The organism is Pyxidicoccus sp. M15 (assembly GCF_056858435.1).
This window is the reverse complement of record NZ_CM166495.1, coordinates 3,282,412-3,307,829: the sequence shown is the minus strand read 5'-3', so window position 1 is coordinate 3,307,829 and position 25,418 is coordinate 3,282,412. Positions and strand designations below refer to the sequence as shown.

The following is a 25,418-nucleotide window of genomic DNA, read 5'->3' as shown; positions in this document are numbered from 1 at the left end:
TCGTTCTTTGTGAGCGTGCGCAGCGGACCGCCGGCCAATGACGGCCGTGCCGTGGCCGCGTGCGCGCGCAGGGAAAGGTAGTCGGTCATGGCCCTGACCTCCGAACAGAAGCGCACGCGGCTCGCCGAGCTGCTGCGCGACAAGGCCCGCCAGTCCCGGCGCGCCCCGCTGTCCTTCGCGCAAGAGCGCCTGTGGTTCCTCGACCAGCTCGAGCTTGGCAGCACGGCCTTCAACATGCCGTTCACGCTGGAGCTGACCGGCGACATCGACGCCGAAGCCTTGCGGCGCGGCCTGGAGGCGCTCGTGCACCGACACGAGTCGCTCCGCACCACGTTCCACGGCGAGCCCGAGGGCCCGGTGCAGCGCGTCTCCGCGCCCGCCCCGATGGAGCTTCCCGTCGTCGACCTGAGCGACGTCGCGTCCGCGCAGCGACAGTCCGAGGCGCGCCGCCGGCTGCAGGCGGAGGCCCTGCGCCCGTTCAACCTCGCCACCGGTCCGCTGCTACGCGCCCTGCTGCTGAAGCTCGACGCCCGGGAGCACGTGCTGCTCCTCAACGTGCACCACATCGTTTCGGACGGCTGGTCCATGACGGTGCTGGTGCGTGAGCTGACCGCGCTCTACCAGGCCTTCGCCACGGGTCAGGCTGCTGCGCTGCCACCACTGCCGCTCCAGTACGCGGATTATGCGGAGTGGCAGCGCCGGTGGCTGAATGGCGAGGAGCTGGAGAAGCAGCTCACCTGGTGGCGGCGGCAGCTCGACGGCGCGCCGCAGTACCTGGAGCTGCCCACCGACAGGCCCCGCGGTCCCCAGGCTTCGCCCCCGGGAGACCTGGCGCACGTCCTGCTCCCCCAGGAGCTGGCGGAGGCCGTGGAGACCTTCTGCCTCCGTGAAGGTGTCACGCCCTTCATGCTCTTCCTGGCGGCATTCCAGGTGCTGCTGTCCCGCTATTCGGGGCAGGACGACATCTCCGTCGGCTCGCCCGTGGCGGGACGCAACCGCGCCGACCTGGAGGGGCTCGTCGGCTTCTTCCTCAACACCCTGGTGATGCGCACCCGCCTGGACGGCGACCCCACCGTGCGCGAGCTGCTCGGCCGGGTACGCGACATGGCCCTGGGCGCCTATGCCCATGAGCACGTCCCCTTCGAGCGGCTCCAGCCCATGCGCGACTTGCGCCAGGCGCCGCTGTTCCGGGTGATGTTCATCCTGCAGAACATGCCGCCCCCCGAGCTGTCTCTGCCGGGGCTGACCATGCGCGGCGCGCCCCTGGCGGACTCGGTCGCGAAGTTCGACCTGACGCTGACGCTGAGGCGTACGGAGGACGGCTACAAGGGCCGGCTCGATTACCGCGCGGACCTGTTCGAAGCGTCCACGGCCGAGCGTATGGTGCGGCACCTGCGCACGCTGGTGGAGGCCCTGGTGGCCTCGCCCGACATGCGCCTGTCCGCGCTCCCGCTGCTCTCCAGCGAGGAGCGGCGCCGCGTCCTCACGGACTGGAATGCGACCCGGGCGGACTTCCCGGAGGCCTGTGTCCACTCGCTCTTCGAGGAGCAGGTACGACGCGCGCCGGATGCGCGGGCGGCCTCCTTCGAGGGACAGCACCTCACCTACGCGCAGCTCGATGCCAAGGCCAACCAGCTCGCACACGCGCTGCGCCGCCGGGGCGTCGGGCCTGAGGTCCGCGTCGCGCTCAGCGTGGAGCGCTCGCTGGATGTCGTCGTGGGCCTGCTCGGCATCCTCAAGGCCGGCGGCGCCTGGGTGCCCGTGGATCCACTGCTGCCGCGTGAGCGATTGGCCTTCATGCTGGAGGACAGCGGCGCGGCGGTGCTGGTGACCCAGTCCGCGCTGGTGGGCCGCTTCTCCGAGGCACACCACTCGCGCGCGTTCTGTCTGGACTCCGAGAAGGACGCGCTCGCGCGTGAGAGCACGGAGGCGCCGGTGACGGGCGTGGCCCCGTCGCACCTGGCCTACCTGCTCTACACTTCCGGCAGCACCGGCACGCCCAAGGGCACCGCCGTCGAGCACCGCAGCGTCGCCAACCTGGTGACGCATGAAGCGGTGGCGTACGGCATCGGCCCGGGCAGCCGCGTGTTGCAGTTCGCCAGCCTTTCCTTCGACCTGTCGGTGGAAGAAGTCTTCACCACGCTGTGCTCCGGGGCTTCGCTGGTGCTCTCGCCCCTGGAGAAGTTGATGCCGGGTGCGCCGCTGCAGAAGCTGCTGCGCGAGGAGTCCCTTACTGTCATCAGCCTCACGCCCGCGGCGCTGGCGGCCACGTCGGCGGAAGGCCTGCCCGAGCTGCGCACCGTCATCTCCGGTGGCGAAGCCCTGCCTTCCGAAGTCGTTGCGCGCTGGGCTCCGGGCCGGCGCCTGCTCAATACCTATGGCCCTACAGAGGCCACGGTGATTGCCACGCTCACCGAGTGCGTCGCGGACGGGCGCGTCCCTTCCATCGGGCGCCCCCTGGCCAACGTGCGCGCGTACGTGCTGGACGTACGCGGCGAGCCGGTGCCCGTGGGCGTGAAGGGCGAGCTGTACGTGGGCGGCGTCGGCGTGGCGCGCGGCTACGCGGGCCGCCCCGTGCTCACCGCCGAGCGCTTCGTGCCGGACCCGTTCTCCGGCGAGGCCGGTGCCCGGCTGTACCGCACGGGCGATGTGGTGCGCTGGCGCGAGGACGGCACGCTCGACTTCGTCGGCCGCGCGGACGCGCAAGTGAAGGTGCGTGGCTTCCGCATCGAGCTGGGTGAGGTGGAGTCCGCCCTGGCGAAGCTGCCGGGGGTGCGCGAGGCCGTCGTCGTCGCACGTGAGGGCGGCCCCGCTGGCAAGCGCCTTGTGGGCTACGTCGTGGCGCACGAGGGCACGCAGATGGACGGCGCCGCACTGCGCGCCACGCTGAAGGGGACCCTGCCCGAGTACATGGTGCCCTCGGCCGTGGTGGTGCTACCGGCGATGCCGCTCACGTCCAATGGCAAGGTGGACCGCAAGGCCCTGCCTGCACCGGACCTCGCCGCCTCCACCGGCCGCCCGGACTTCGTGGCGCCCCGGACGCCGACGGAAACTCAGCTCGCCGGAATCTGGAGCGCGGTGCTCGGTGTGGAGCCGGTGGGCCTGTCCGACAACTTCTTCGAGCTGGGTGGACACTCCCTGCTGGCCACCCAGGCCATCAGCCGCATGCGCGCCGCCTTTGGCGTGGAGTTGCCGCTGCGAGAGTTGTTCGACTCCACCACGCTCGCGGACCTCGCGATGCGGGTGGACCGGGCGGTGCTCGCCGGTCAGGGCCCCCAGGCGCCCGCGCTGGTGCCGGTGCCGCGCACGGGCGAGCTGCCGGTGTCGCTGTCGCAGCAGCGCATGTGGTTCCTCGACCAGCTCGAGCCGGGCAGCGCGTTCTACAACCTGCCCGTGGCCCTGAGCATGACGGGCGCGCTCGACGTGAGCGCCCTGCAGCGCGGCCTGACGGAGCTGGTGCGCCGACACGAAATCCTGCGCACCACCTTCCGGGAGGGAGTGAATGGGGCCGTGCAGGTCATCCACCCCGCCGCGCCCGTTCCGCTGCCGGTGACCGACCTGTCCGGACATCCCGAAGCGCACCAGGGCATCGGACGCTGGGTGCGCGAAGAGGGGCTGCGTCCCTTCGACCTGACGCGCGGCCCGCTGCTGCGCGCCGCCCTGCTCCGGCTCGGGGCCCAGGAGCACGTGCTGGTGCTCACCCAGCACCACATCGTGTCGGACGGCTGGTCCATGGGTGTCGTCGTACGCGAGCTGGCCGCGCTCTACCGGGCCTTCATCGAGGACCGCCCCGCGCTGCTCCCGGAGCTTCCGTTGCAGTACGCGGACTTCGCGTCCTGGCAGCGAAACTGGCTGCGCGGCGACGTGCTCGACGGCCAGCTGCGCTGGTGGCGCGAACGGCTCGACGGTGCGCCCCTGGCGCTGGAGCTGCCCACGGACAAGCCGCGTCCGGCGGTGCAGACGTCGCGCGGCGCCGCGCGCCCGGTGCTCCTGCCCGTGCCCCTCGCCGAAGCGCTGGAGTCCTTCTGCCGCCGCGAGGGAATCACTCCCTTCATGGCGCTGCTCGGCACCTTCCACCTCCTGCTCAGCCGCTACACCGGCCAGGAGGACCTGCTCGTCGGCTCCGTGCTGGCGGGCCGGGAGCGTGGAGAGCTGGAGGGCCTTGTCGGCTTCTTCGTCAACACGCTGCCCCTGCGGGCCCGCGTGTCCGGCTCGGACTCCGTCCGTGCGCTGCTGGCCCAGGAGCGGGAGAGCGTGCTCGGTGCGTTCACCTACCAGTCCGTGCCCTTCGAGCGACTGGTGGAGACGCTCAAGGTGGAGCGCGACTCGAGCCGCCCTCCCCTGGTGCAGACGACGTTCGTCCTCCAGAACGCCCCCGTGCCCGAGCTGTCACTACCGGGGCTGACGCTGCGCCCGCGGCCAGTGGAGGAGAGCCCGGTCCGCTTCGAGCTGGAGCTCGGCCTGTGGCGCACCACCGACGGCTACTCGGGGTATCTCTCCTACAACGCGGACCTCTTCGCGCCGGAGACCATCTCCCGGATGGGGGCGCACTTCCGCGTGCTCGTAGCGGGGCTCATCGCAAACCCCGAAGCGCCGCTGTCGTCCCTGTCCATGCTGACGGAGGCCGAGCGTCGCCAGGTCCTGGTCGACTGGAACGCCACCACCACGGACTACCCGCGTGACACGCCCATCCACGCGCTGTTCGCCCGGCAGGCAGCCCTCACTCCGGATGCGGTGGCCGTCGCCTTCGGAGACACGCAGCTCACCTATGGGGAGCTGGACCGGCGCGCCAATCAGCTCGCGCACCATTTGCGTGCCAGCGGAGTCTCGCCGGGCGCGCGCGTGGGCGTGTGCCTGGAGCGCTCGCTGGAATTGGTGGTGGCACTCGTGGGCGTGCTCAAGGCGGGCGGCGCCTACGTACCGGTAGACCGGAGCCAACCCACCGAGCGCATCTCCTTCCTGCTCCAGCAGGCGGGCGTCGGCGTGCTGCTGACTCAGGAGCACGTCGCGGATGAGTTGCCCGCGCTCGGCCAGCTCCTCGTGTGCCTGGACACCGAGTGGGCCCAGGTGGCCCGCTGGCCGGAGACGGCGCCGCAGGTGGACGTCTCCTCCGAGGCACTGGCCTACGTCATGTTCACCTCGGGCAGCACGGGCCTGCCCAAGGGCGTCTGCGTGCCTCACCGGGCCGTGGTGCGCCTGGTGCGCGGCTCGACGTTCATCGACTTCGGCCCGCGGCACACCTTCGCGCAGCTGGCCCCGGTAGCCTTTGACGCCTCCACGCTGGAGGTGTGGGGTGCGCTGCTCAACGGCGGTCGGCTCGTGGTGGCTCCGCCTCACAAGCTGTCCCTGGAGGAGATGGGCGCACTGCTCGTCACCCAGGACGTCACCACGCTGTGGCTGACGGCGGCCCTCTTCGAGCAGGTGGTGCTTCACCAGGGTGAGGCCCTGACCCGCGTGCGGCAGGTGCTCGCCGGTGGTGACGTGCTTCCCGCCGAGCGTGTGCGCCAGCATCTCGCGCGTCTCCCCGCGGGCTCCGCCCTCGTCAACGGCTATGGGCCCACGGAGAACACCACCTTCTCCGCCACGCACTCGATGCGGCCCGGCGACACGGTGGGCGCGTCGGTGCCCATCGGCCGCCCGCTGTCCAACTCCACCGCGTACGTGTTGGATGTTTCGCTCCAGCCGGTGCCGGTGGGCGTGCCCGGGGAGCTGTACGTCGGCGGTGACGGCCTGGCGTGGGGCTACCTGGGCCGCCCGGAGCTGACCGCGGAGCGCTTCGTCCCCCACCCCTTCAGTGCCGAGCCCGGCGCGCGGCTGTACCGCACCGGAGACCGGGTGCGGTGGCTCGAGGATGGGACGCTCCAGTTCCTCGGCCGCACCGACTTCCAGGTGAAGGTGCGCGGCTTCCGCATCGAGCCGGGCGAGGTGGAGGCCGGGGTACGCCGCTTCGCTGGCGTGCGCGAGGCCGTGGTGGTGGTGCGCGAGGACGTCCCAGGTGACAAGCGACTCGTCGCCTACGTCGTGGCTGAAGAGGAGGCGGTGCTGGAGCCGCACGCCGTGCGCGCCTTCCTCCAGCTGAAGCTTCCCGAGTACATGGTGCCCTCCGCCGTGGTGGTGCTGCCGGCGCTGCCGCTGTCTCCCAACGGCAAGGTGGACCGCAAGGCGCTGCCCGCCCCCGAGGCCCCGGCCGGCGGCGACGGCGTGGAGTACCTCGAGCCCCGCACCGACACGGAGCGCCAGCTCGCGCGCTTCTTCTCGGAATTGCTGCACGCAGAGCGCGTGGGCGCTCATGACAACTTCTTCGACCTGGGCGGCCACTCGCTGCTGGCCACGCAGCTGGTGTCGCGCGTGCGCGCCACGTTCGGCTTCGACATGCCCCTTCGGGACCTCTTCGAGGCCCCCACAGTGGCCGAGCTGGCCGCCCGCATCGACGCCGCGCGGGGCACCCACGCAGGCCCGACGCGTCCGCCCCTGGTGCCCGTGCCTCGCACCGGCCCGCTGCCGCTGTCCTTCGCGCAGCAGCGCCTGTGGTTCCTCGACCAGCTGGAGCCCGGCAGCGCCTTCTACAACATCCCCGCCGCCGTGCGGCTCGAAGGCCCGCTGGACGCGGGCGCGTTGGAGCGAGCACTCCAGGAGCTCGTCCGCCGGCATGAGGCGCTGCGCACCACCTTCCGTCAGGAGGCACGTGGCACCGTGCAGGTCATCGCTCCCAGCGCGGAGCTGCCGCTGCGCGTGGTGGACCTGGGCGGGCTCGACGGCGACGCCGCCGAGGCGGAGACCCGGCGCCTGTTAGAGGAAGACGCTCAGCGTCCGTTCTCCCTGGGCACGGGCCCGCTGATTCGCGCGCTGCTGGTGAAGCGCGGCGCGGACGACCACGTTCTGCTGCTCAACCTGCACCACATCGTCACGGACGGCTGGTCCTCCGGCGTGCTCGTCCGCGAGGTGGCCGCGCTCTACGAGGCTTTCTCGGAGGGCCGTCCCTCGCCCCTGGCCGAGCTGCCGGTGCAGTACGCCGACTACGCCGTCTGGCAGCGCGGGTGGCTGCAGGGCGAGACGCTGGACGCACAGCTCGCCTATTGGCGCCAGCAGCTCGCGGGTGCTCCCAGCGCGCTGGAGCTTCCCACCGACAGGCCACGTCCGCCCGCACAGCTGTTCCGCGGTGGTGTGCGGCAACAGACATGGTCGAAGGCGCTGTGGGAGGGCGTGAAGGCCGCGGCGCAGCGTGAGGGAGTCACGCCCTTCATGGTGCTGCTGGCGGCGTACCAGGCGGTGCTGGCGCGCCATGCGGGCCAGGAGGACATCTCGGTCGGCTCGCCCATCGCCGGACGCACGCACGCGGAGACGGAGGGCCTCATCGGCTTCTTCGTCAACACGCTGGTGCTGCGAGCGCGCGTTTCTCAGCGCGCCACCTTCCGCGAGCTGCTGGCGCAGGTGCGCGAGGTGACACTCGGGGCGTACGCGCACCAGGACGTCCCCTTCGAGAAGCTGGTGGAGGAGCTGCAGCCCCGGCGGGACTTGAGCCGCAATCCCCTCTTCCAGGTGGCGCTGACGCTGCAGAACACCCCGATGACGGAGGTGAAGCTGCGGCGGGGGATGACGCTCAAGGGCCAAGAGGCCGGCAACCTCACTTCGAAGTTCGACCTGTCGCTCCTCGTCTGGGAGATGGCCGAGGGCGCCACGGTGTCGCTCAACTACGACAGTGACCTGTTCGAGCCGGACTCGGCCGGGCGGCTGTTGGAGCACGTGAGGGTCCTGCTGGAGGCCGCTGTCGCCGAGCCCGGGAAGCAACTGCGCGAGCTGCCGCTCATGGGCGAGGAGGAGCGGCGGCGGCTGGTGGAGCGGTGGAGCGGGACGGCCGCGAAGTACCCGCGCGAGGCGTCGCTGCAGGAGGTGTTCGAGGCCCAGGCGCTGAAGACGCCGCACGCGGTGGCGGTGGAGTACGCGGGTCAGCCGTTGACGTATGACGCGCTGAACCGCCGCGCCAACCAACTGGCGCACCACCTGGGCGCCATGGGAGTCGGCCCCGAGGCGCGGGTGGGCTTGTGCATGGAGCGCTCGCTGGAGCTGGTGGTCAGCATCCTGGGCATCCTCAAGGCCGGTGGCGCCTACGTCCCCCTGGACGCCAGCTACCCGCGAGAGCGCTTGCAGTGGATGAAGCGCGAGGCCGGCGTCACGGTGCTCGTAGCCCAGGAGAAGCTGGCCGGAGCCGTAGCGGAGGACGGAGAGCCGGTGGTGCTCGTCGACGCCGGGCGGAGCGAGCTCGCGCGCCAGCCGGAGAGCAATCCGCCGGCCCGGGTCGGCGGCGGCCACCTTGCGTACGTGATGTTCACCTCGGGCAGCACGGGCAGGCCGAAGGGCGTGGGCGTACCGCACCGGGCGGTGTCGCGCCTCGTGCTGGAGACAGACTTCGCGCGCTTCGGACCGGAGGAGGTGTGGCTGCAGCTCGCGCCCAGCTCCTTCGATGCCTCTACGTTGGAGTTGTGGGGCGCGCTGCTGCACGGCGCGAAGCTGGTGGTGTACCCGGCGGGCGCACCGTCGCTGGAGGAGCTGGGCCGCACGCTGGTGGCCTCCGGCATCACCTCTCTGTGGCTCACGGCGGCCCTCTTCGAGCAGATGCAAGCCCGGCAGCCGGAGTCGCTGGCCCAGGTGACGCAAGTGCTGGCCGGAGGTGATGTCCTTCCCGTGGGGCGCGTTCGCGAGCGGCTCGCCGCAGGTGGGACGCTGGTCAACGGCTACGGCCCGACGGAGAACACCACGTTCTCCACCTGCCACCGGATGGAGCGGGTGGAGCAGGTGGGCGCCCGCTCGGTGTCCATTGGCCGCCCCATCCGCAATACGACGGCGTATGTGCTGGATGAAGCGATGCAGCCCGTCCCCGTGGGCGTGCCCGGCGAGCTGTACGTAGGCGGAGACGGCCTGGCCCTCGGCTACGTCGGCCGGCCGGAGCTGACGGCCGAGCGCTTCGTCCCCCATCCCTTCGCGGATGGGGAGCGCCTGTACCGCACGGGCGACGGAGTGCGCTGGCTCGCGGAGGGGACGCTCGAATTCCTCGGCCGAAAGGACGGCCAGGTGAAGCTGCGCGGCTTCCGCATCGAGCCGGGCGAGGTGGAAGCCGCCCTGACGCAGCACCCGCGGGTGAGGGAAGCCGTGGCAGTGGTGCGGGAGGACACGGCCGGTGACAAGCGGCTGGTGGCCTACGTCGTGGCGCCGGGCGTGGAGGTCCAGACGCTCAAGGAGCACCTGCGCACGAAGCTCCCCGAGTACATGGTGCCCTCGGTGCTGGTGCCGATGGACGCACTGCCGCTGACGCCCAACGGCAAGGTGGACCGGCGCGCCCTGCCGGCTCCGGAGTCTCTCGTGTCCGAGCAGCGCGAGTACGTCGCGCCCCGCACGGAGACGGAGCAGCACCTGGCCACGCTCTGGGCAGAGGTCCTGGGCCGCGCCCAGGTCGGCGCCACCGACGACTTCTTCGAGCTGGGCGGCCACTCGCTGCTCGCCACAAAGCTCGTGTCCCAGCTGCGTGCGTCCATGGGCGTGGAGCTGCCCCTGCGCGCGCTGTTCGAGGCCCCCACGCTCGAAGCGCTCGCGCTGCGCGTCGAGGCCGCGCGGCGCGACGGCGCGGCACCCGAGGCCCCGCCTCCCGTGCCCGTGCCGCGTGATGGTGCGCTGCCGCTGTCCTTCGCCCAGCAGCGCCTGTGGTTCATCGACCAGCTCGAGCCCGGCAGCGCCGCCTACAACATCCCCGTCCTCCTGCGCATCGAGGGCGCCCTCCACGTGGACGCGCTCCAGCGGGCCTTCTCCGCCCTCGTCGAGCGCCATGAGGCCCTGCGCACCACCTTCGCCTCTCACGAGGGCCAGCCCACCCAGGTCATCCACCCGCCCTCGGAGTTCTCGCTCACGGTGGAGAGTCTGTCCGACCTGCCCGAGGGCGAGCGCTGGGAAGAGGCCCGCCGCCGCGCCATGCTGGAGGCTGCGATTCCCTTCTCGCTCGGCGCCGGCCCGCTGCTGCGCGCCACGCTGCTGCGGCTGGCGCCCGAGCAGCACGTGCTGGTGCTGGTGATGCACCACATCGTCTCCGATGGCTGGTCCATGGGCGTGCTCGTGCGCGACATGGAAGCGCTGTACTCGGCATTCTCCCAGGGCCGACCGCCCTCGTTGCCAGCGCTACCGGTGCAGTACGCGGATTACGCCGTCTGGCAGCGCCAGTGGCTGAGCGGCGAGACGTTGGAGGCGCAGCTGGGCTGGTGGAAGCAGCACCTGTCCGGAGCGCCCTCGCACCTGGAGCTGCCCACGGACAAGCCCCGGCCCGCGGTGCTATCGAACCAGGGCGGCACGGTGCCGGTGCGGCTGTCGCGGGAGCTCGGCACGTCGCTGGCGGCCCTGGCGCAGCGGGAGGGGGCCACGCCCTTCATGGTCCTGCTCGCGGCCTTCCAGGTGTTGCTGTCTCGCTACTCCGGCCAGGAGGACGTGTTGGTGGGCTCGCCCATCGCGGGCCGCCGGTACGCGGAGACCGAGGGGCTCATCGGCTTCTTCGTCAACACGTTGGTGCTGCGCAGCCGCGTGAATGCGCGCACCTCCTTCCGGACGCTGCTGGCCCAGGTGAGGGAGACGACGCTGGGCAGCTATGCCCACCAGGACGTGCCCTTCGAGAAGCTGGTGGAGGAGCTGCGGCTGGAGCGGGACCTCAGCCGCCCCGCGCTCTTCCAGGTCCTCTTCGCCCTGCAGAACGCGAACCGGCCGGCGCCGCGGAAGTCCTCGCTGGGCCTGCGGCCGGTGGAGCTGGACAACCCCACCCAGCGGTTCGAGCTGGAGCTCAACCTCGCACAGTCGGAGCAGGGCTACGAAGGCGTGCTGAGCTACAACACGGGCCTGTTCGAGGCCGGCACGGCACAGCGAATGGCGGAGCACTTCCGCCTGCTCGTGGAAGCGCTCGTTGCCCGGCCCGAGGCGCCCCTCGCGTCCGTGTCCATGATGTCCGAGGCGGAGCAGCGACAGGTGCTGGTGGAGTGGAATGCCACCGCCTCCGAGTACCCGCGCGGCTCCACCCTGCCCGAGGTCTTTTCGCAGGTGGTGGCTCGCTTCCCGGACAAGGTCGCCGTCGAGTTCGGTGACTCGCGCCTCACGTATCGGCAATTGGATGAACGGGCGAACCCGCTCGCCTGGCACCTGCGCGGGCTGGGTGTGTCCACCGACGCGCGCGTGGCCATTGCCCTGGACCGCTCGCTGGAGCTGATTGTCTCCCTCGTCGCCATCCTCAAGGCCGGCGGCGCCTACGTCCCGCTGGACCCGAGCTACCCGCGTGAGCGCCTCGCCGCCATGGTGGAGGACGCGCGTCCCACCGTGCTCATCACTTCGCGAGAGGTGCTCGCGAAGCTGCCCACGGAAGGCCTGTCCACCGTGGTGCTGGAGGACGTGTCACTGGAGGCGCAGCCGACTTCGGCGCCGCCAATGGCCGCGCTGCCCCAGAGCCTCGCGTATATCGACTTCACCTCCGGCTCCACCGGCCGGCCCAAGGGCGTCGGTACTCCTCAGGCCGCCGTGCTCCGCACCGTCTTCGGCAACGACTACGCGCACCTGGGTCCGGATGAGACGTTCCTCCTCATCGCGCCCGTTTCCTTCGACGCCTCCACCCTGGAGCTGTGGGGTTCGCTGCTTCATGGCGCGCGGCTCGTCGTCTTCCCGCCGCGCTCGCCCTCCGACTTGAAGGAGCTGGAGTCGGTGCTGGTGAAGCACGGCGTCACGACGCTGCACCTCACCGCCGGCCTCTTCACCCAGGTGGTGGACAACCAGCCCTCCGCCCTTCGCCACGTGAAGCAATTGCTCACCGGAGGTGACGTGGTGAGCGCGTCTCACGTCCGGCGCGTGCTGGAAGGAATGTTCATTCCGGTGACGGCCTGCTACGGCCCCACCGAGTCCACGCTCTTCGCCTCGTGCCACCGCATGACGGATGTGGCCCAGGTGGGCACCTCCGTGCCCATTGGCCGTCCCATCGGCAATACGCAGGTGTACCTGCTCGACGCGTCCGGACAGCCCGTGCCCGTCGGCGCCGTCGGTGAGCTGTTCATCGGCGGCGACGGCGTGGCCCGGGGTTATGTTGGCCAGCCCGCGCTCACCGCCGAGCGCTTCGTCCCAGACTCCTTCTCCGGCATCCCTGGCGCCCGCCTCTACCGCACGGGCGACCTCGCCCGTTGGCGGGGTGACGGCGTGCTGGAGTTCCTCGGTCGCGCCGATGCCCAGGTGAAGGTGCGCGGCTACCGCATCGAGCTGGCCGAAGTCGAAGCCGCCCTGCGCGCCTTCCCCGACGTCGGTCAGGCCGTGGCCCTGGTGAGCGACGACGTGCCCGGCGACAAGCGCCTCGTTGGCTACGTCGCCGCTCCCGCGTCCCTCGACATGGCCGCCCTGCGCGCCGCCCTCAAGCAGCGGCTGCCCGAGTACATGGTGCCTTCCGTCCTCGTGCGGCTGGACACCCTGCCCCTCACCTCCAACGCCAAGGTCGACCGCAAGGCCCTTCCCCCTCCGGATGCCGCGCTGACTTCCACCCAGGACTTCGTCGCCCCATGCACTCCCACCGAGGAGAAGCTGGCGGAGCTGTTCGCGGGCGTCCTTCGGCTGTCGAGGGTGAGCGTCACCGGCAACTTCTTCGAGCTGGGCGGCCACTCCCTGATGGCCACGCAGGTCATCTCGCGCATCCGCTCGGCGTTCGAAGTGGAACTGCCGCTGCGTGCCCTCTTCGAGGCGCCCACCGTGGCCGCCCTCGCCTCGCGCATCGAGTCCGCCCGGCAATCCACGCCCGGCAGCCTGGCGCCCGCCATCGTCCCCGTGCCCCGCACGGGGCCGATGCCTCTCTCCTTCGCCCAGCAACGCCTGTGGTTCATCGACCAGCTCCAGCCCGGCAGCGCCTCCTACAACATGCCCACCTTCGTGCGCATGGACGGGCCGCTGGACGTGGAGTCCCTGCGCCGAGGCTTCGAGGCCCTGGTGCACCGGCATGAGGCCCTGCGCACCACCTTCACCCAGCAGGAGGGCCAGCCCCGTCAGCTCATCTCGCCCCAGGGTCAACTGTCCCTGGAAGTGACGGACCTCAGTGGACTGGAGCCTTCCGCCGCGCGCGCCGAGCTGGAGCGCCGCCTGCGCGAGGAGCTGCTGACGCCCTTCAACCTCTCCACCGGCCCGCTGCTGCGCGCCCGACTGCTGAAGCTGGGGCCCACGGACCACGTGCTCGCGCTGAACATGCACCACATCGTCTCGGACGGTTGGTCCATGGGCGTGCTGGTGCGTGAAGTCGCCGCACTCTACGACGCCTTCTCGCAAGGCCGGCCCTCACCGCTGCCGCCGCTGCTGCTCCAGTACGCGGACTACGCCGTCTGGCAGCGCAACTGGCTTCAGGGCGCGGTGCTCGACGAGCAGCTCGGCTGGTGGCGCAAGCAGCTCTCCGGCCTCTCGACGCTGGAGCTGCCCACCGACAAGCCCCGTCCTCCCGTGCAGACTTTTCGCGGCGCGCACGTACCCGTGGCGCTGTCGAAAGCCGCGTCCGAGGCCCTGGAGGCGCTGTGCCTCCAGGAGGGCGCCACACCCTTCATGGCGTTGCTCGCCGCCTTCCAGGTGTTGCTGTCGCGCTACTCGGGCCAGCAGGACATCACCGTCGGCTCGCCCATCGCCGGGCGCCAGCAAGGGACGACGGAGGGCCTCATCGGCTTCTTCGTCAACACCTTGGTGCTGCGCGCCCAGGTGGACCCGAGCGCCTCGTTCCTCCACCTGCTGCGTCAGATACGGGAGACGGCACTGGGCGCGTACGCCCGCCAGGACGTGCCCTTCGAACGACTCGTCGCGGAGCTGCAGCCCACGCGAGACCTGAGCCGCAGTCCGCTCTTCCAGGTGTTCTTCGCCTTGCAGAACGCGTCCATGCCCTCGGTCGGCGCGAACGGGCTGACGCTGCGCCCGGTGGAGCTGGACAACCCCTCGATCCGGTTCGAGCTGGAGCTGAACCTGGGCGAGACCTCCGACGGCTTCCGGGGCTCCCTTGGCTACAACGCCGACCTGTTCGAGGCTGGCACGGTACAGCGCATGGCGGAGCACTTCCGCCTGCTGGTCGAGGCCCTCGTCTCGAAGCCGAAGTCGTCCCTGGCGTCCCTGACCATGCTGTCCGAGGCCGAGCGCCGGCAGGTGCTGGTGGAGTGGAATGCCACCGCCACCGAGTACCCGCGCGCCTCCACCCTGCCCGAGGTCTTCTCGCAGGTCGTGGCCCGGTACGCGGACAAGGTCGCCGTCGAGTTCGGTGAGGAGAAGCTCACCTACCGGCAGCTCGACGTGCGTGCGAATCAGCTCGCCTGGCATCTGCGCGGGCTGGGCGTGTCGACCGATTCGCGCGTGGCCATTGCCCTGGAGCGCTCGCTGGAGCTGATTGTCTCCCTCCTCGCCATCCTCAAGGCCGGCGGCGCCTACGTCCCGCTCGACCCGGCGTATCCGCGCGAGCGCCTCGTAGCCATGGTGGAGGACGCATGCCCGCGGGTGCTCATCACCACGCCTGCGCTGCTGGCGAAGCTCCCGACGGATGGCCTGTCCACCGTGGTGCTGGAAGACGTGTCACTGGAGGCGCAGCCAACTTCGGCGCCTCCGATGGCCGCGCTGCCCCAGAGCCTCGCGTACATCGACTTCACCTCTGGCTCCACAGGCCGGCCCAAAGGCGTCGGCACTCCGCAGTCCGCCGTGCTTCGCACCATCTTCGGCAATGACTACGCGCACCTGGGCCCGGAGGAGACGTTCCTCCTCATCGCGCCCGTGTCCTTCGATGCGTCCACCCTGGAGCTGTGGGGGCCGCTGCTTCATGGCGCGCGGCTCGTCGTCTTCCCGCCCCACTCGCCCTCCGACCTGAAAGAATTGGAGTCGGTGCTGGTGAAGCACGGCGTCACCACGCTGCACCTCACCGCCGGCCTCTTCACCCAGGTGGTGGACAACAACTTCCCGGCACTGCGAAACGTGAAGCAGTTGCTCACCGGGGGGGACGTGGTCAGCGCGCCGCATGTCCGCCGCGTGTTGGAAGAGCTGCGCATCCCCGTCACGGCCTGCTACGGCCCCACGGAAACCACACTCTTCGCCTCCACCCACCGCATGACGGATGTCGAGCACGTGGGTGCCTCCGTGCCCATTGGCCGTCCCATCGGCAATACGCAGGTGTACGTGCTGGATGCGCACGGCCAGCCGGTGCCCACTGGAGTCGTGGGTGAGCTGTTCATCGGCGGCGACGGCGTGGCCCGGGGCTACGTCGAGCAGCCCGCCCTCACCGCCGAGCGCTTCGTCCCCGACGCCTTCTCGGGTGTTCCGGGTGCCCGCCTCTACCGCACGGGCGACCTGGCTCGTCGGCGGAGGGATGGCGTGCTGGAGTTCCTCGGCCGCGCCGATGCGCAGGTGAAGGTGCGCGGCTACCGCATCGAGCTCGCCGAAGTCGAAGCGGCCCTGCTCGCCTTCCCCGACGTGGCGCAGGCCGTGGCCCTGGTGCGTGAGGACGTGCCCGGTGACAAGCGCCTCGTCGGCTACGTCGCCGCTCCCGAGTCCCTCGACGTGGCCGCCCTGCGCGCCGCCCTCAAGCAGCGGCTGCCCGAGTACATGGTGCCCTCCGCCCTCGTGCGGCTGGACTCCCTGCCCCTCACCTCCAACGCCAAGGTGGACCGCAAGGCCCTTCCTGCTCCGGACTCGGTCAGCAGCTCGGCGGACGAGACCTACCTGGCGCCAAGGGCGCCTATCGAGCAGCGACTGGCCGAGGTCTTCGCCCAGGTCCTGCGCGTGCAGCGCGTGGGAATCCACGACAACTTCTTCGAGCGTGGTGGCCACTCCCTGCTGGCCACGCAGGTCATCTCCCGCATCCGCGCCGTCTTCGACGTGGAGCTGCCCCTGCGCGCCCTCTTCGAGGCGCCCACCGTCGCCGCGCTCGCCGCGCGCATCGACGCGGCCGTCCACTCGCACGCCGTCCAGGCGCCCCCCCTGGTGGCCATGCCCCGCACGGGCCTGCTGCCGCTGTCCTTCGCGCAGCAGCGCCTGTGGGTCATCGACCAGCTCGAGCCCGGCAACGCCGCCTACAACATGCCCACCGTGCTGCGGCTGCGCGGTCCGCTGGACGTGGCCGCGCTGGGGAAGTCCTTCACCTCGCTCGTCGAGCGGCACGAATCACTGCGCACCATCTTCAGCCTGCACGACGGCCAGCCCATCCAGGTCATCCACCCCCACCCGCGATTCCCGCTGCCCGTGGTGGACCTGAGCGCGCTGCCCGCCGACGAGCGCGAGGCCGAAGCCCGGCGACAGACGCGGCTCGAGACGCAGCGGCCCTTCGACCTGGCGCGCGGTCCCCTCCTGCGCGCCCTGCTCCTGCGCCTGGACACACAGGACCACCTGCTCATCGGGACGATGCACCACATCGTCTCCGACGGCTGGTCCATGGGCGTCATGGTGCGCGAGCTGACGGAGCTCTACGCGGCGAACGCCACGGGCCAGAAGGCCCGCCTGCCTGCCATGCCGGTGCAGTACGCGGACTTCGCCGCCTGGCAGCGCTCGTGGCTGCGAGGCGAGGCGCTGGAGCGTCAGCTGGGCTACTGGCGCGCGCAGCTCTCCGGCGCGGCCCCCGTGCTGGAGCTGCCCACCGACAGGCCGCGTCCTCCAGTCCAGTCCTCGCGCGGAGCCTGGCTCCCCGTCCACCTGTCGCGTGAGCTGACCGAACGGCTAGTGGCGCTGTGCCAGCAGGAAGGCACCACGCCCTTCATGGCCCTGCTCGCCGTGTGGCAGGTGCTGCTGTCGCGCTACTCCGGCCAGGACGACATCTCCGTCGGCTCCCCCATCGCCGGCCGCACCCGCGCGGAGACGGAAGGGCTCATCGGCTTCTTCGTCAACACGCTCGTGCTCCGTACCCGGGTGGAGGCAGGTGCCACCTTCCGCGAGCTGCTCGCGAAGGTGCGCGCCACCACGCTCGGCGCCTACGAGCACCAGGACGTCCCCTTCGAGAAGCTCGTCGAGGAGCTGCAACCCCAGCGCAGCCTCAGCCACTCCCCCCTGTTCCAGGTGATGCTCGTCCTGCTGAACACGCCCACGGCGTCCCCCGAGGTGGCCGGCGGTCCGGGAAGCACGTCACCCCTGAGAGTGGACGCGGTGGACCTCGATTTGCCGGGCACCAAGTTCGACCTGACGCTGTCACTGGCACAGACGCAGGACGGACTGTCCGGCACGCTGGCCTACCGCACGGACCTGTTCGAGCGGTCGACCATCTCCCGCATGGCGGAGCATCTCGCCACCCTGCTGGAGGCCGCGGTGTCCTCGCCCGAAAGTCGCGTCGGGGAGCTGTCCCTGCTGCGCGACACCGAGCGCCACCAGGTGCTGGAGGCCTTCAATGCCTCACCGGCCCCCTCTGTCGCAGAAGGCCCGCTCCACGCGCTCATCGAGGCACAGGCCACGCGCCACCCGTCGAAGCCCGCGGTGGCCTGCGAGGGACAGGTGCTCACCTACGGGGAGCTGGACCGGCGGGCCAACCAGCTCGCCTGGCACCTGCGCTCGCTGGGTGTGGGGTCCGACACGTGTGTAGCACTGTGCCTGGAGCGCTCCGTGGACACCGTGGTGGCGCTGCTGGGCGTCTGGAAGGCGGGCGGCGCCTACGTCCCGCTGGACCCGGCGCAGCCCCCCCTGCGCCTGCGGACGCTGGTGGAAGAAGTCGCCGCCCCGGTGGTGGTGACGGAGTCGCGCCATGCGGACGCCTTCACGGGGGCTTCCGTCCGGCCGGTGTTGCTGGACACGCAGGCCGAGCTGCTCGCGGCCGGGCGGGGGGATGCGCCGCCTCGCGAGGTGTCCGTGGACCACCTGGCCTACGTCCTCTTCACCTCGGGCAGCACCGGCCGGCCCAAGGGCGTGGCCGTGGCCCACGGGCAGCTCGTCCACTACGTGCGCGCCGCCACCGAGCGGCTGGGCCTCACCGACTGCGCGAGCTTCGCCCTGGTGTCCACCTTCGTGGCGGACCTGGGCAACACCGTGCTCTTCCCGGCGCTTTGCACCGGCGGCCTGCTGCACGTGCTCACCCAGGAGCGCGCCAGCAGCCCGGAGGGCGTGGCCGAGTACTTCCAGCGCCACGCGGTGGACTGCGTGAAGCTCGTCCCCTCTCACCTGTCCGCGCTGCTCACGGCGACCGAGCCCCGGCTCGTGCTGCCTCGCAAGAAGCTGGTGCTCGGCGGCGAGTCCTCCACCTGGGCCCTCATGGAGCAGGTGCGCGCGCTGGCTCCCGAGTGCGAGGTGTTCAACCACTACGGCCCCACGGAGACCACCGTGGGCGTGCTCGCCGGCCCGGTGGACACGCCCGCCCCGGGCTCCGCTCCGGCCACGGTGCCGCTGGGCCGTCCCCTGGACTGCTCGCGAGTGTACGTGCTCGACGCGGCCTTCCAGCCCGTGCCCGTGGGCGTACCCGGCGAGCTGTTCATCGGCGGCGCGCAGGTGACGCGCGGCTACCTGCACCGGCCGGAGCTGACGGCGGAGCGCTACCTGCCGGACCCCTACTCGCCCGTGCCGGGCGCACGCATGTACCGCAGCGGGGACAAGGTGCGCTGGCGCGAGGACGGGCGCGTGGAGTTCATCGGCCGCGCGGACTTCCAGGTGAAGGTGCGCGGCTTCCGCGTGGAGCCGGGTGAAATCGCCACCGTGCTGCGCGAGCACCCCGAGGTGCGCGACGCGCTGGTGCTGGCTCGCGAGGACGTCCCCGGCGACAAGCGCCTAGTGGCCTACGTCGTCCCCACCCTGGACGTCACCGGCCTGCGCGCCTGGTTGCGCGAGCGGCTGCCCGAGCACATGGTGCCCTCCGCCTTCGTGCCACTGGAGGCGCTGCCGCTGACGCCCAACGGCAAGGTGGACCGCAAGGCCCTGCCCGCCCCGGAGGCCCCCACCAGTGGGGCCGGCTACGTCGCTCCGCGTACACCCATGGAGCAGACCCTGGCGGCGCTGTGGGCCGAGGTGCTCCGCGTGGAGAAGGTGGGCGTCACGGACAACTTCTTCGCCCTCGGTGGCCACTCGCTGCTCGCCGTGCGACTCATGGCCCGGCTGCGCGAGCGCACGGGGATGACGCCGCCACTGTCGGCCCTGTTCCAGGCGCCCACGGTGGAGGGGCTGGCGAAGTGGGCGGAGCCGCGCAAGGCTCTCGCCGTCCCCACGCCCAACCTCATGCCGCTCGCCGCGGGCATGCCCACGCGCCGGCCCCTCTTCCTCGTCCACGGCGGCGGTGGCAGCGCGATGGCCTACACAGAGCTCGCTTGCCAGCTCGGCGGTGGCAGGCCCATCCATGGCCTGTTCGCCTCCGGCCTCGACGGGGGCGAGCCTCCCGCCGCCTCCGTCGAGGCACTGGCCCGCGACTACCTCGCACAGGTCCGTGCCGTGCAGCCTCAGGGGCCCTACCTCCTGGGAGGCTGGTCCTTCGGTGGACTCGTGGCCTACGAGATGGCCCGCCTGCTCCAGGCCCTGGGCGAGCGCGTGGAGGCGCTCGCCATCATCGACAGCCCCGCGCCCACGGGCCAGCCGCGCCCCGAGCCAGACACCCTCGCGCGCCTGGTGGGCTTTGGCCGGGTGCTCGGGCTGCCGTGGCAGGCCCTGCCGCTGGACGTGGAGCACCTGCGGCGCCTGGACATCCGGAGCGCGCTGGCCTACGTGCTGAAGCAGGCCCGACACTCCCCCACGAGCGCGCCTGTGCTGGAACCCGACGCGGCCGAGCGCCTCCTGGACGTCCACCTGCGGCTCAACGAGGCGCAACGGACCTACGTCCCGAGCGGCACCTACACGGGCCCCACCTGGCTCTTCAAGGCCGCCACGGCCCTGGAGGGACACGCACTCCCCGCGGACCTGGGCTGGGGGCCCTGGCTCACCGAGCCGCCCACGGTCCACGAAGTGCCGGGCGACCACTACGCCCTGATGCGCGCACCCTACGTCCGCGCGCTGGCACAGACGCTGGCCGGACTCCTGGCCGACCTGGAGCGCGACGGCGTATGAGCCCAACTTCTGGAGGGGCCCGGCGCCACGCCCGGCGGGACTGCTATCCTCGCGCGGGCCAGGGGCCGGGCCGCCGCACTCCGGGACTTCCCTCCCTGCTGGAGCACGCATCGTGATCGTCAACATCGAGGACCTCCGTCAGCGCGCGCGCAAGCGGCTCCCCAAGGCCGTGTTCGACTACGTGGAGGGCGCTGCCGAGGACGGCTTCACGGTGGGCGCCAACCGGCGCGGCTTCGACCGCTACCTCTTCCGGGCACGCTCTCTGGTGGACGTGAGCGTGGTGGACCGCTCCACCACGGTGCTCGGCGAGAAGCTGGCGACGCCGCTCATCCTGGGCCCGACGGGACTGGCGGGACTGCTCGCACCCCGGGGCGAGGAGCTGGCCGCGAAGGGCGCGGCGAGCCGTGGGGCCCTGTTCACGCTGAGCACCATGTCCATCGGCACCATTGAAGAGGTGGCCGCCGCGGCGCCCTCGCCGCTGTGGTTCCAGCTCTACGTGTGGAGGGACCGCGGCGTCACGCGCTCGCTGGTGGAGCGGGCGAAGGCGGCGGGCTACCGCGCGCTGTGCCTCACGGTGGACGTGCCGGCCATGGGCAACCGGGAGAATGACAAGCGCAACGGCTTCACCATTCCTCCGCGCATCACCTTCACCAACCTGCTGGACGTTTTCCGGCACCTGGGGTGGGTGCTCCGGATGTCCTCGAGCCCTCGCGCGACGTTCGGCAACTTCGTGGACGTGCCGGAGCTCAAGCGCACGGACGCGGTCTCCGTGGCGCAGTTCACCAACAGCCAGTTCGACGCGTCCGTGACGTGGAAGGACGTGGAGTGGCTGCGCTCGGTCTGGAAGGGGCCGCTGGTGCTCAAGGGCATCTCCTGCGCCGAGGACGCGCGGCGCGCGGTGGAACTGGGCGTGGAGGCGCTCATCGTCTCCAACCATGGAGGCAGACAGCTCGACTTCCTCCCCGGCGCCGTGGACGTGCTGCCGGAGGTGGTGGACGCGGTGGAGGGACGCAGCGAGGTCATCCTCGATGGCGGCATCCGCCGGGGCTCGGACGTGGTGAAGGCGATTGCCATGGGGGCGCGGGCCTGCATGATTGGCCGGCCGTTCCTGTATGGACTGGCCGCCAATGGACAGGCCGGCGTGGAGCTGGCGCTGGACATCCTGTCGAAGGAAATCGACAAGACACTGGCGCTGCTGGGCCGGCCGCGGCTGGCGGACCTGGACCGCTCGGCGCTCCGTGTGGATGCGCCCGCGCTGCTGGATGCTCCGGGCTCGGCGCTGCGGCTGGTGGAAGGGGCCCGCCGGCTACCGGCGGATGGCACCCAGGCGGGCTGAGGGGTTGCTTCCCGCCGCGACCGGGGACAACCTTCCAGGGTGGTAACAACCGTGCCACCCTGGCACGTCAGACCCGGTTGATATGCCGTCCCCATGGAACTGGAAGTGGGCGGCGGGGAACATGGGGCGGTCATGGAACGGAAACAGGCCACGTACGCGGACCTGGTGGCACTTCCCGACAACGTGGTCGGGGAGCTGATTGGCGGAGTGCTGCACGCCAGCCCCAGGCCAGCAGGGGCGCACGGGATCGCGGCCTTCAATCTGGGGTCCGAGCTGGGGCCGCCATTCGTCAAGGGCAATGGCGGTCCCGGTGGCTGGGTCATCATGGGCGAACCCGAGCTGCACCTGGGCGAGGACGTGCTGGTCCCCGATGTGGCAGGGTGGCACCGCGAGCGGATGCCGAACGCGCGAGAGGTGGTCGCATTCACGGTGGTGCCGGACTGGGTCTGCGAGGTGCTCTCCCCCTCCACGAAGGCGCTGGACCGTCAGGAGAAGCTGCCCATCTACGCGCGCGAGGGTGTGCGGCACGTCTGGCTGGTGGACCCGCGTGCCCGCGTGCTGGAGGTGTTCAGGCTGGAGGGAGCGGACTACTCGCTGCTCGCCACGCACTCCGGCGGGGTCCACGTTCGCGCCGAGCCCTTCGAGGTAATCGAGTTGGAACTGGCTTTTGTCTGGGGCGAAACGTAGTCGGTGGCGGTCATTTCGCCCTGGTAGGGTTCAGGCATGAGCACGACCCGCATCAGCCGCCATGTGAATGCGCCTCGCGCGAGTGTCTATCGCGCGCTTCTTGATGCACGCGCGGTGCAGACGTGGATGGTGCCGGACGGCATGACCAGCCACGTGCATGCGTTCGACCCCCGTGAGGGCGGCACGTTCCGAATCTCGCTCTCGTATGACGCGCCGACAGGGACCGGCAAGACGACCGCGCACACCGACACGCACCATGGCCGCTTCGTGAGGCTCGTGCCGGATGAGCAGGTGGTCCAGGTGGTCGAGTTCGAGACGGACGACCCGTCGATGCGCGGCGAGATGACGATTACCTACTCACTCACCGATGCGGACGGCGGCACCGATATCCACGCCGTGCACGAGGGGCTCCCGAGCGGCGTGCCCCCCGCCGACAACGAGCTTGGCTGGCAGATGTCTCTCGCGAAGCTCGCGGCGCTGGTCGAGGCGGGCTCGCCGTAGGTGGAGTTCTGACAGCGCGCTCCGGTTCAGCGTGGTGCGCCCCGGGCGAGCCACTGCTGGAGCTCGTCCTGGAGACGCGCGAGGCGCGCGCCGAACCACTGCCGGAAGTCGACGGACGCGTCGTACAGCGCGTCCGGCTCATCGTGGAAGCGCATGAACACGGGGGCTTCACCGGAAGCGGAACGCTGCGAGCAGAGGATGAAGACCGCTTCCCCGTTTCTGTCGTCGCACACGTGCAGCAGCCGCCGGGGTGCGTTCGGGTCCAGCGTCACGCCTTCACACTTCGCGGCCTGGACGAAGCGCTCGGCGGTCAAGGCGACATCGGCGTCGAGCGAGGCGCTCGCGGCCACCAACCGCTCCACGGGGGTCGTACCGTCACGCCATGGGCCGAGAAAGGAGACCGAGCCCACCTCGAGAAGAAAGGCCTCGAAGGATGGAGGGAGCGTGAAGCCCAGGGCCTGTTCAGCGGCGCTCACCTGCGCCCGTGTCGCCGGTGAACCTTCGAGGGCCACGGCCTGGGTCCGCTCGCCCGTCATCCGCGCGGAGAGGGCCGGCTCACGCTGGAGCTGCTCGGCGAACCACGCGTTGACCGAGGCCAGCTGCTCCCGGTAGCTGCCTGTGACTCCGGCGGAGGTTTCGCCAAGGACTGGTGAAGCGCGGTAGGCCGCCAGGGCACCCGCCCGCTTCTCGGCTTCGATGCGCTCAGTCTGTTCCTTCGTGGCGAGGCCCGCCTTCTGGAGGGCCGCGGCGAGTCCTCCGAGCGCTGGCTTCTTGTCCTTTCCACCCATGACTCGCTCCCGCGACGCCTGTCTTCGGTTCAACGACGTTGTAGCCGGATGACGTCACCTCAACCGGGTTCTTGCACATCACGCCCCACGGGCTTGCATGACGTCGGCGCTGGGGACAACCTCTTGGGGAGGACGAAGGCGCGCCACCCTGGCACGTCAGACCCGGCTGTTATGCCCGCCCCATGGAATTGGAGACGGGCGGCGGGGAATATGGGGCAGCGATGGAACGGAAACCGGCCACGTATGCGGACCTGGAGGCGCTCCCCGACAACGTGGTCGGAGAGCTCATCGGTGGAGTGCTGCACGCCAGCCCCCGTCCGTCCGGGCCACATTCGGTTGCGGCGTCACGGCTGGAAATCGAGCTGGGAGGCCCGTTCGACCGGGGAAGGAATGGGCCGGGAGGATGGATTCTCCTCGTCGAGCAGGAGTTGCATCTGGGAGAGGACGTGCTCGTCCCCGACCTGGTTGGCTGGCGCCGCGAACGGATGCCCAGGCCTCCGAGAACCGCGGCCTATACGCTCGCGCCGGACTGGGTCTGTGAGGTGCTCTCTCCTTCCACGAAGGCCCTGGACCGCAAGGTGAAGCTGCCCGTGTACGCGCGCGAGGGCGTGCGGCACGTCTGGCTGATGGACCCCGAGGCGCGCACGCTGGAGGTGTTCCGGCTGGAGGGCGCGGATTACTCCCTGCTCGGCACGTACTCCGGCGCGGCACTCGTTCGCGCAGAGCCCTTCGAGGCCGCCGAGCTGGAGCTCGCCTACCTCTGGGGCGACGTGTAGTGCGTGACACGCCCACCCCGGGATTCCAGGACAGGTTGACGCCGGCCCCTGTCCGCCGTTACTTTGGAAACTCCTCCGCTACGTTGGATGCCCCGGTTGACGCCCTTCACCCCGACTGCCGCGCTGTTCCGCTGCCGCTGCTGTCGGTCGTGTGCCTGTTGTGCCCTGTCGGGCCTGGGCTGTTGACGCGCGCACCGGACCTCTTCTGAGTCCACGCGTTTCCTCCCGGCCCGGCCTCCTCTCGAAGGAGCCGGGCCGCTCGCTTTCCAGACTCCTGCTCTCCCACCGCCGCACCCGCGCCACATGTCCTCCTCCTCCGCTTCCCGCACCGCTCCGAAGTCCCTCGCGCTGACCGGCGCGAGCGGAGCGTCGTGCGCCGGGAGCGAGTGCGGCGCGTGCTGTCTGGCGTGTGCGTGTCCCGTGTGTCCGCCTCCCGGCGGGTGCCGAGCAGCGAGGAGTGGCTAGCAGTCCCTTCTCGTCCTTCCCTGCTCGCGCGGCCCGCCCTCGAAAGAGGCGCGGGCCGTTTTCGTTTCCACCCTCGGAGTCCTCCATGCCGCCCCCGCTGTCCGCCACCGCCCTCGCTGTCTCCACCCCTGCACCGCTCGATGAGGCGCGCGCCCTGAAGGACGCGCCCGTGGAGGAGGTGCTCGCCTGGGTGGAGCGGCGGTTCGGCGCGCGCGCGGCCCTCGCCTCCAGCTTCGGCGTGGAGGACATGGTCCTCATCGACCTGGCCCGCCAGCACGCACCGAGCCTCCGCGTCTTCACGCTCGACACCGGTCGCCTGCCCCCGGAGACGTACGAGCTCATCGAGGTGACGCGCAACCGCTACGGCGTCACGGTGGAGACCTTCTTCCCCGAGCGCACGCGCGTGGAGGCGCTGGAGTCCACGCTGGGCTACTTCTCCTTCCGCAAGAACCTGGAGGCGCGCAAGGAGTGCTGCGCCATCCGCAAGGTGGAGCCGCTGCGCCGCGCCCTCGCCGGCCGCGAGGCGTGGCTGACGGGCCTGCGCCGCGAGCAGTCCATCACCCGCACCGCCGTGGAAATCGCCGAGGTCGACGCCGAGCACGGCGGCCTCCTCAAGCTCAACCCGCTGGCCTCCTGGACCCGCCAGGAGGTGTGGGCCTACGTGAAGGCGAACGCCGTCCCCTACAACGCGCTCCATGACCGCGGCTACCCGTCCATCGGCTGCGCGCCCTGCACCCGCGCGGTGAAGCCGTACGAGGACGAGCGCGCCGGCCGCTGGTGGTGGGAAGCGCGCGAGCACAGCGAGTGCGGCCTGCACCCGGTCCGCTGAGCACGCCATGAGCCCCTTTCCGACCAGCCCATCTGCCT

7 protein-coding genes are annotated in these 25,418 nt (G+C 70.9%); 6 read left to right on the top strand and 1 reads right to left on the bottom strand.

Annotated elements, in window-relative coordinates:
* Positions 1-87 precede the first annotated feature (87 nt).
* The 4 genes from ACX9TP_RS13235 to ACX9TP_RS13220 all read left to right on the top strand — a co-directional run bounded on the left by ACX9TP_RS13235 (position 88) and on the right by ACX9TP_RS13220 (position 22,522).
* Positions 88-19,998, top strand: coding sequence for a non-ribosomal peptide synthase/polyketide synthase (locus tag ACX9TP_RS13235; RefSeq protein WP_482980076.1), 19,911 nt, complete (start codon positions 88-90; stop codon positions 19,996-19,998).
* 112 nt (positions 19,999-20,110) lie between these two features.
* Positions 20,111-21,334, top strand: coding sequence for an alpha-hydroxy acid oxidase (locus ACX9TP_RS13230; protein ID WP_482980075.1), 1,224 nt, complete (start codon positions 20,111-20,113; stop codon positions 21,332-21,334).
* 132 nt (positions 21,335-21,466) lie between these two features.
* Positions 21,467-22,021, top strand: a complete 555-nt coding sequence (locus ACX9TP_RS13225; RefSeq protein ID WP_482980074.1) for a Uma2 family endonuclease — start codon at positions 21,467-21,469, stop codon at positions 22,019-22,021.
* A 36-nt stretch (positions 22,022-22,057) separates the two neighbouring features.
* Entirely contained in the window at positions 22,058-22,522 is a 465-nt protein-coding gene (locus tag ACX9TP_RS13220; protein WP_482980073.1) for an SRPBCC family protein, read from the top strand.
* Positions 22,523-22,548: 26 nt separating this feature from the next.
* Here ACX9TP_RS13220 and ACX9TP_RS13215 read toward each other — a convergent pair whose 3' ends face one another.
* The gene (locus ACX9TP_RS13215) at positions 22,549-23,310 is read right to left on the bottom strand and encodes an SMI1/KNR4 family protein (RefSeq protein WP_482980072.1); all 762 of its coding nucleotides are present in this window, start codon (positions 23,308-23,310) and stop codon (positions 22,549-22,551) included.
* A gap of 221 nt (positions 23,311-23,531) precedes the next feature.
* Here ACX9TP_RS13215 and ACX9TP_RS13210 point away from each other — a divergent pair, with 221 nt between their 5' ends.
* Positions 23,532-24,086 (top strand): Uma2 family endonuclease, encoded by a 555-nt coding sequence (locus ACX9TP_RS13210; protein ID WP_482980071.1) that lies wholly within the window; start codon positions 23,532-23,534, stop codon positions 24,084-24,086.
* Positions 24,087-24,636: 550 nt separating this feature from the next.
* A complete protein-coding gene (locus tag ACX9TP_RS13205) occupies positions 24,637-25,380 on the top strand; it encodes a phosphoadenylyl-sulfate reductase (protein WP_482980070.1) in 744 nt (247 codons plus the stop codon).
* Positions 25,381-25,418 lie beyond the last annotated feature (38 nt).

Excerpts from the sequence above, each read along its gene's own strand:
- ACX9TP_RS13235 (WP_482980076.1), top strand. The coding sequence starts at position 88 with ATGGCCCTGACCTCCGAACAGAAGCGCACGCGGCTCGCCGAGCTGCTG.
- ACX9TP_RS13225 (WP_482980074.1), top strand. The coding sequence starts at position 21,467 with ATGGAACGGAAACAGGCCACGTACGCGGACCTGGTGGCACTTCCCGAC.
- ACX9TP_RS13220 (WP_482980073.1), top strand. The coding sequence starts at position 22,058 with ATGAGCACGACCCGCATCAGCCGCCATGTGAATGCGCCTCGCGCGAGT.
- ACX9TP_RS13215 (WP_482980072.1), bottom strand. The coding sequence starts at position 23,310 with ATGGGTGGAAAGGACAAGAAGCCAGCGCTCGGAGGACTCGCCGCGGCC.
- ACX9TP_RS13210 (WP_482980071.1), top strand. The coding sequence starts at position 23,532 with ATGGAACGGAAACCGGCCACGTATGCGGACCTGGAGGCGCTCCCCGAC.
- ACX9TP_RS13205 (WP_482980070.1), top strand. The coding sequence starts at position 24,637 with ATGCCGCCCCCGCTGTCCGCCACCGCCCTCGCTGTCTCCACCCCTGCA.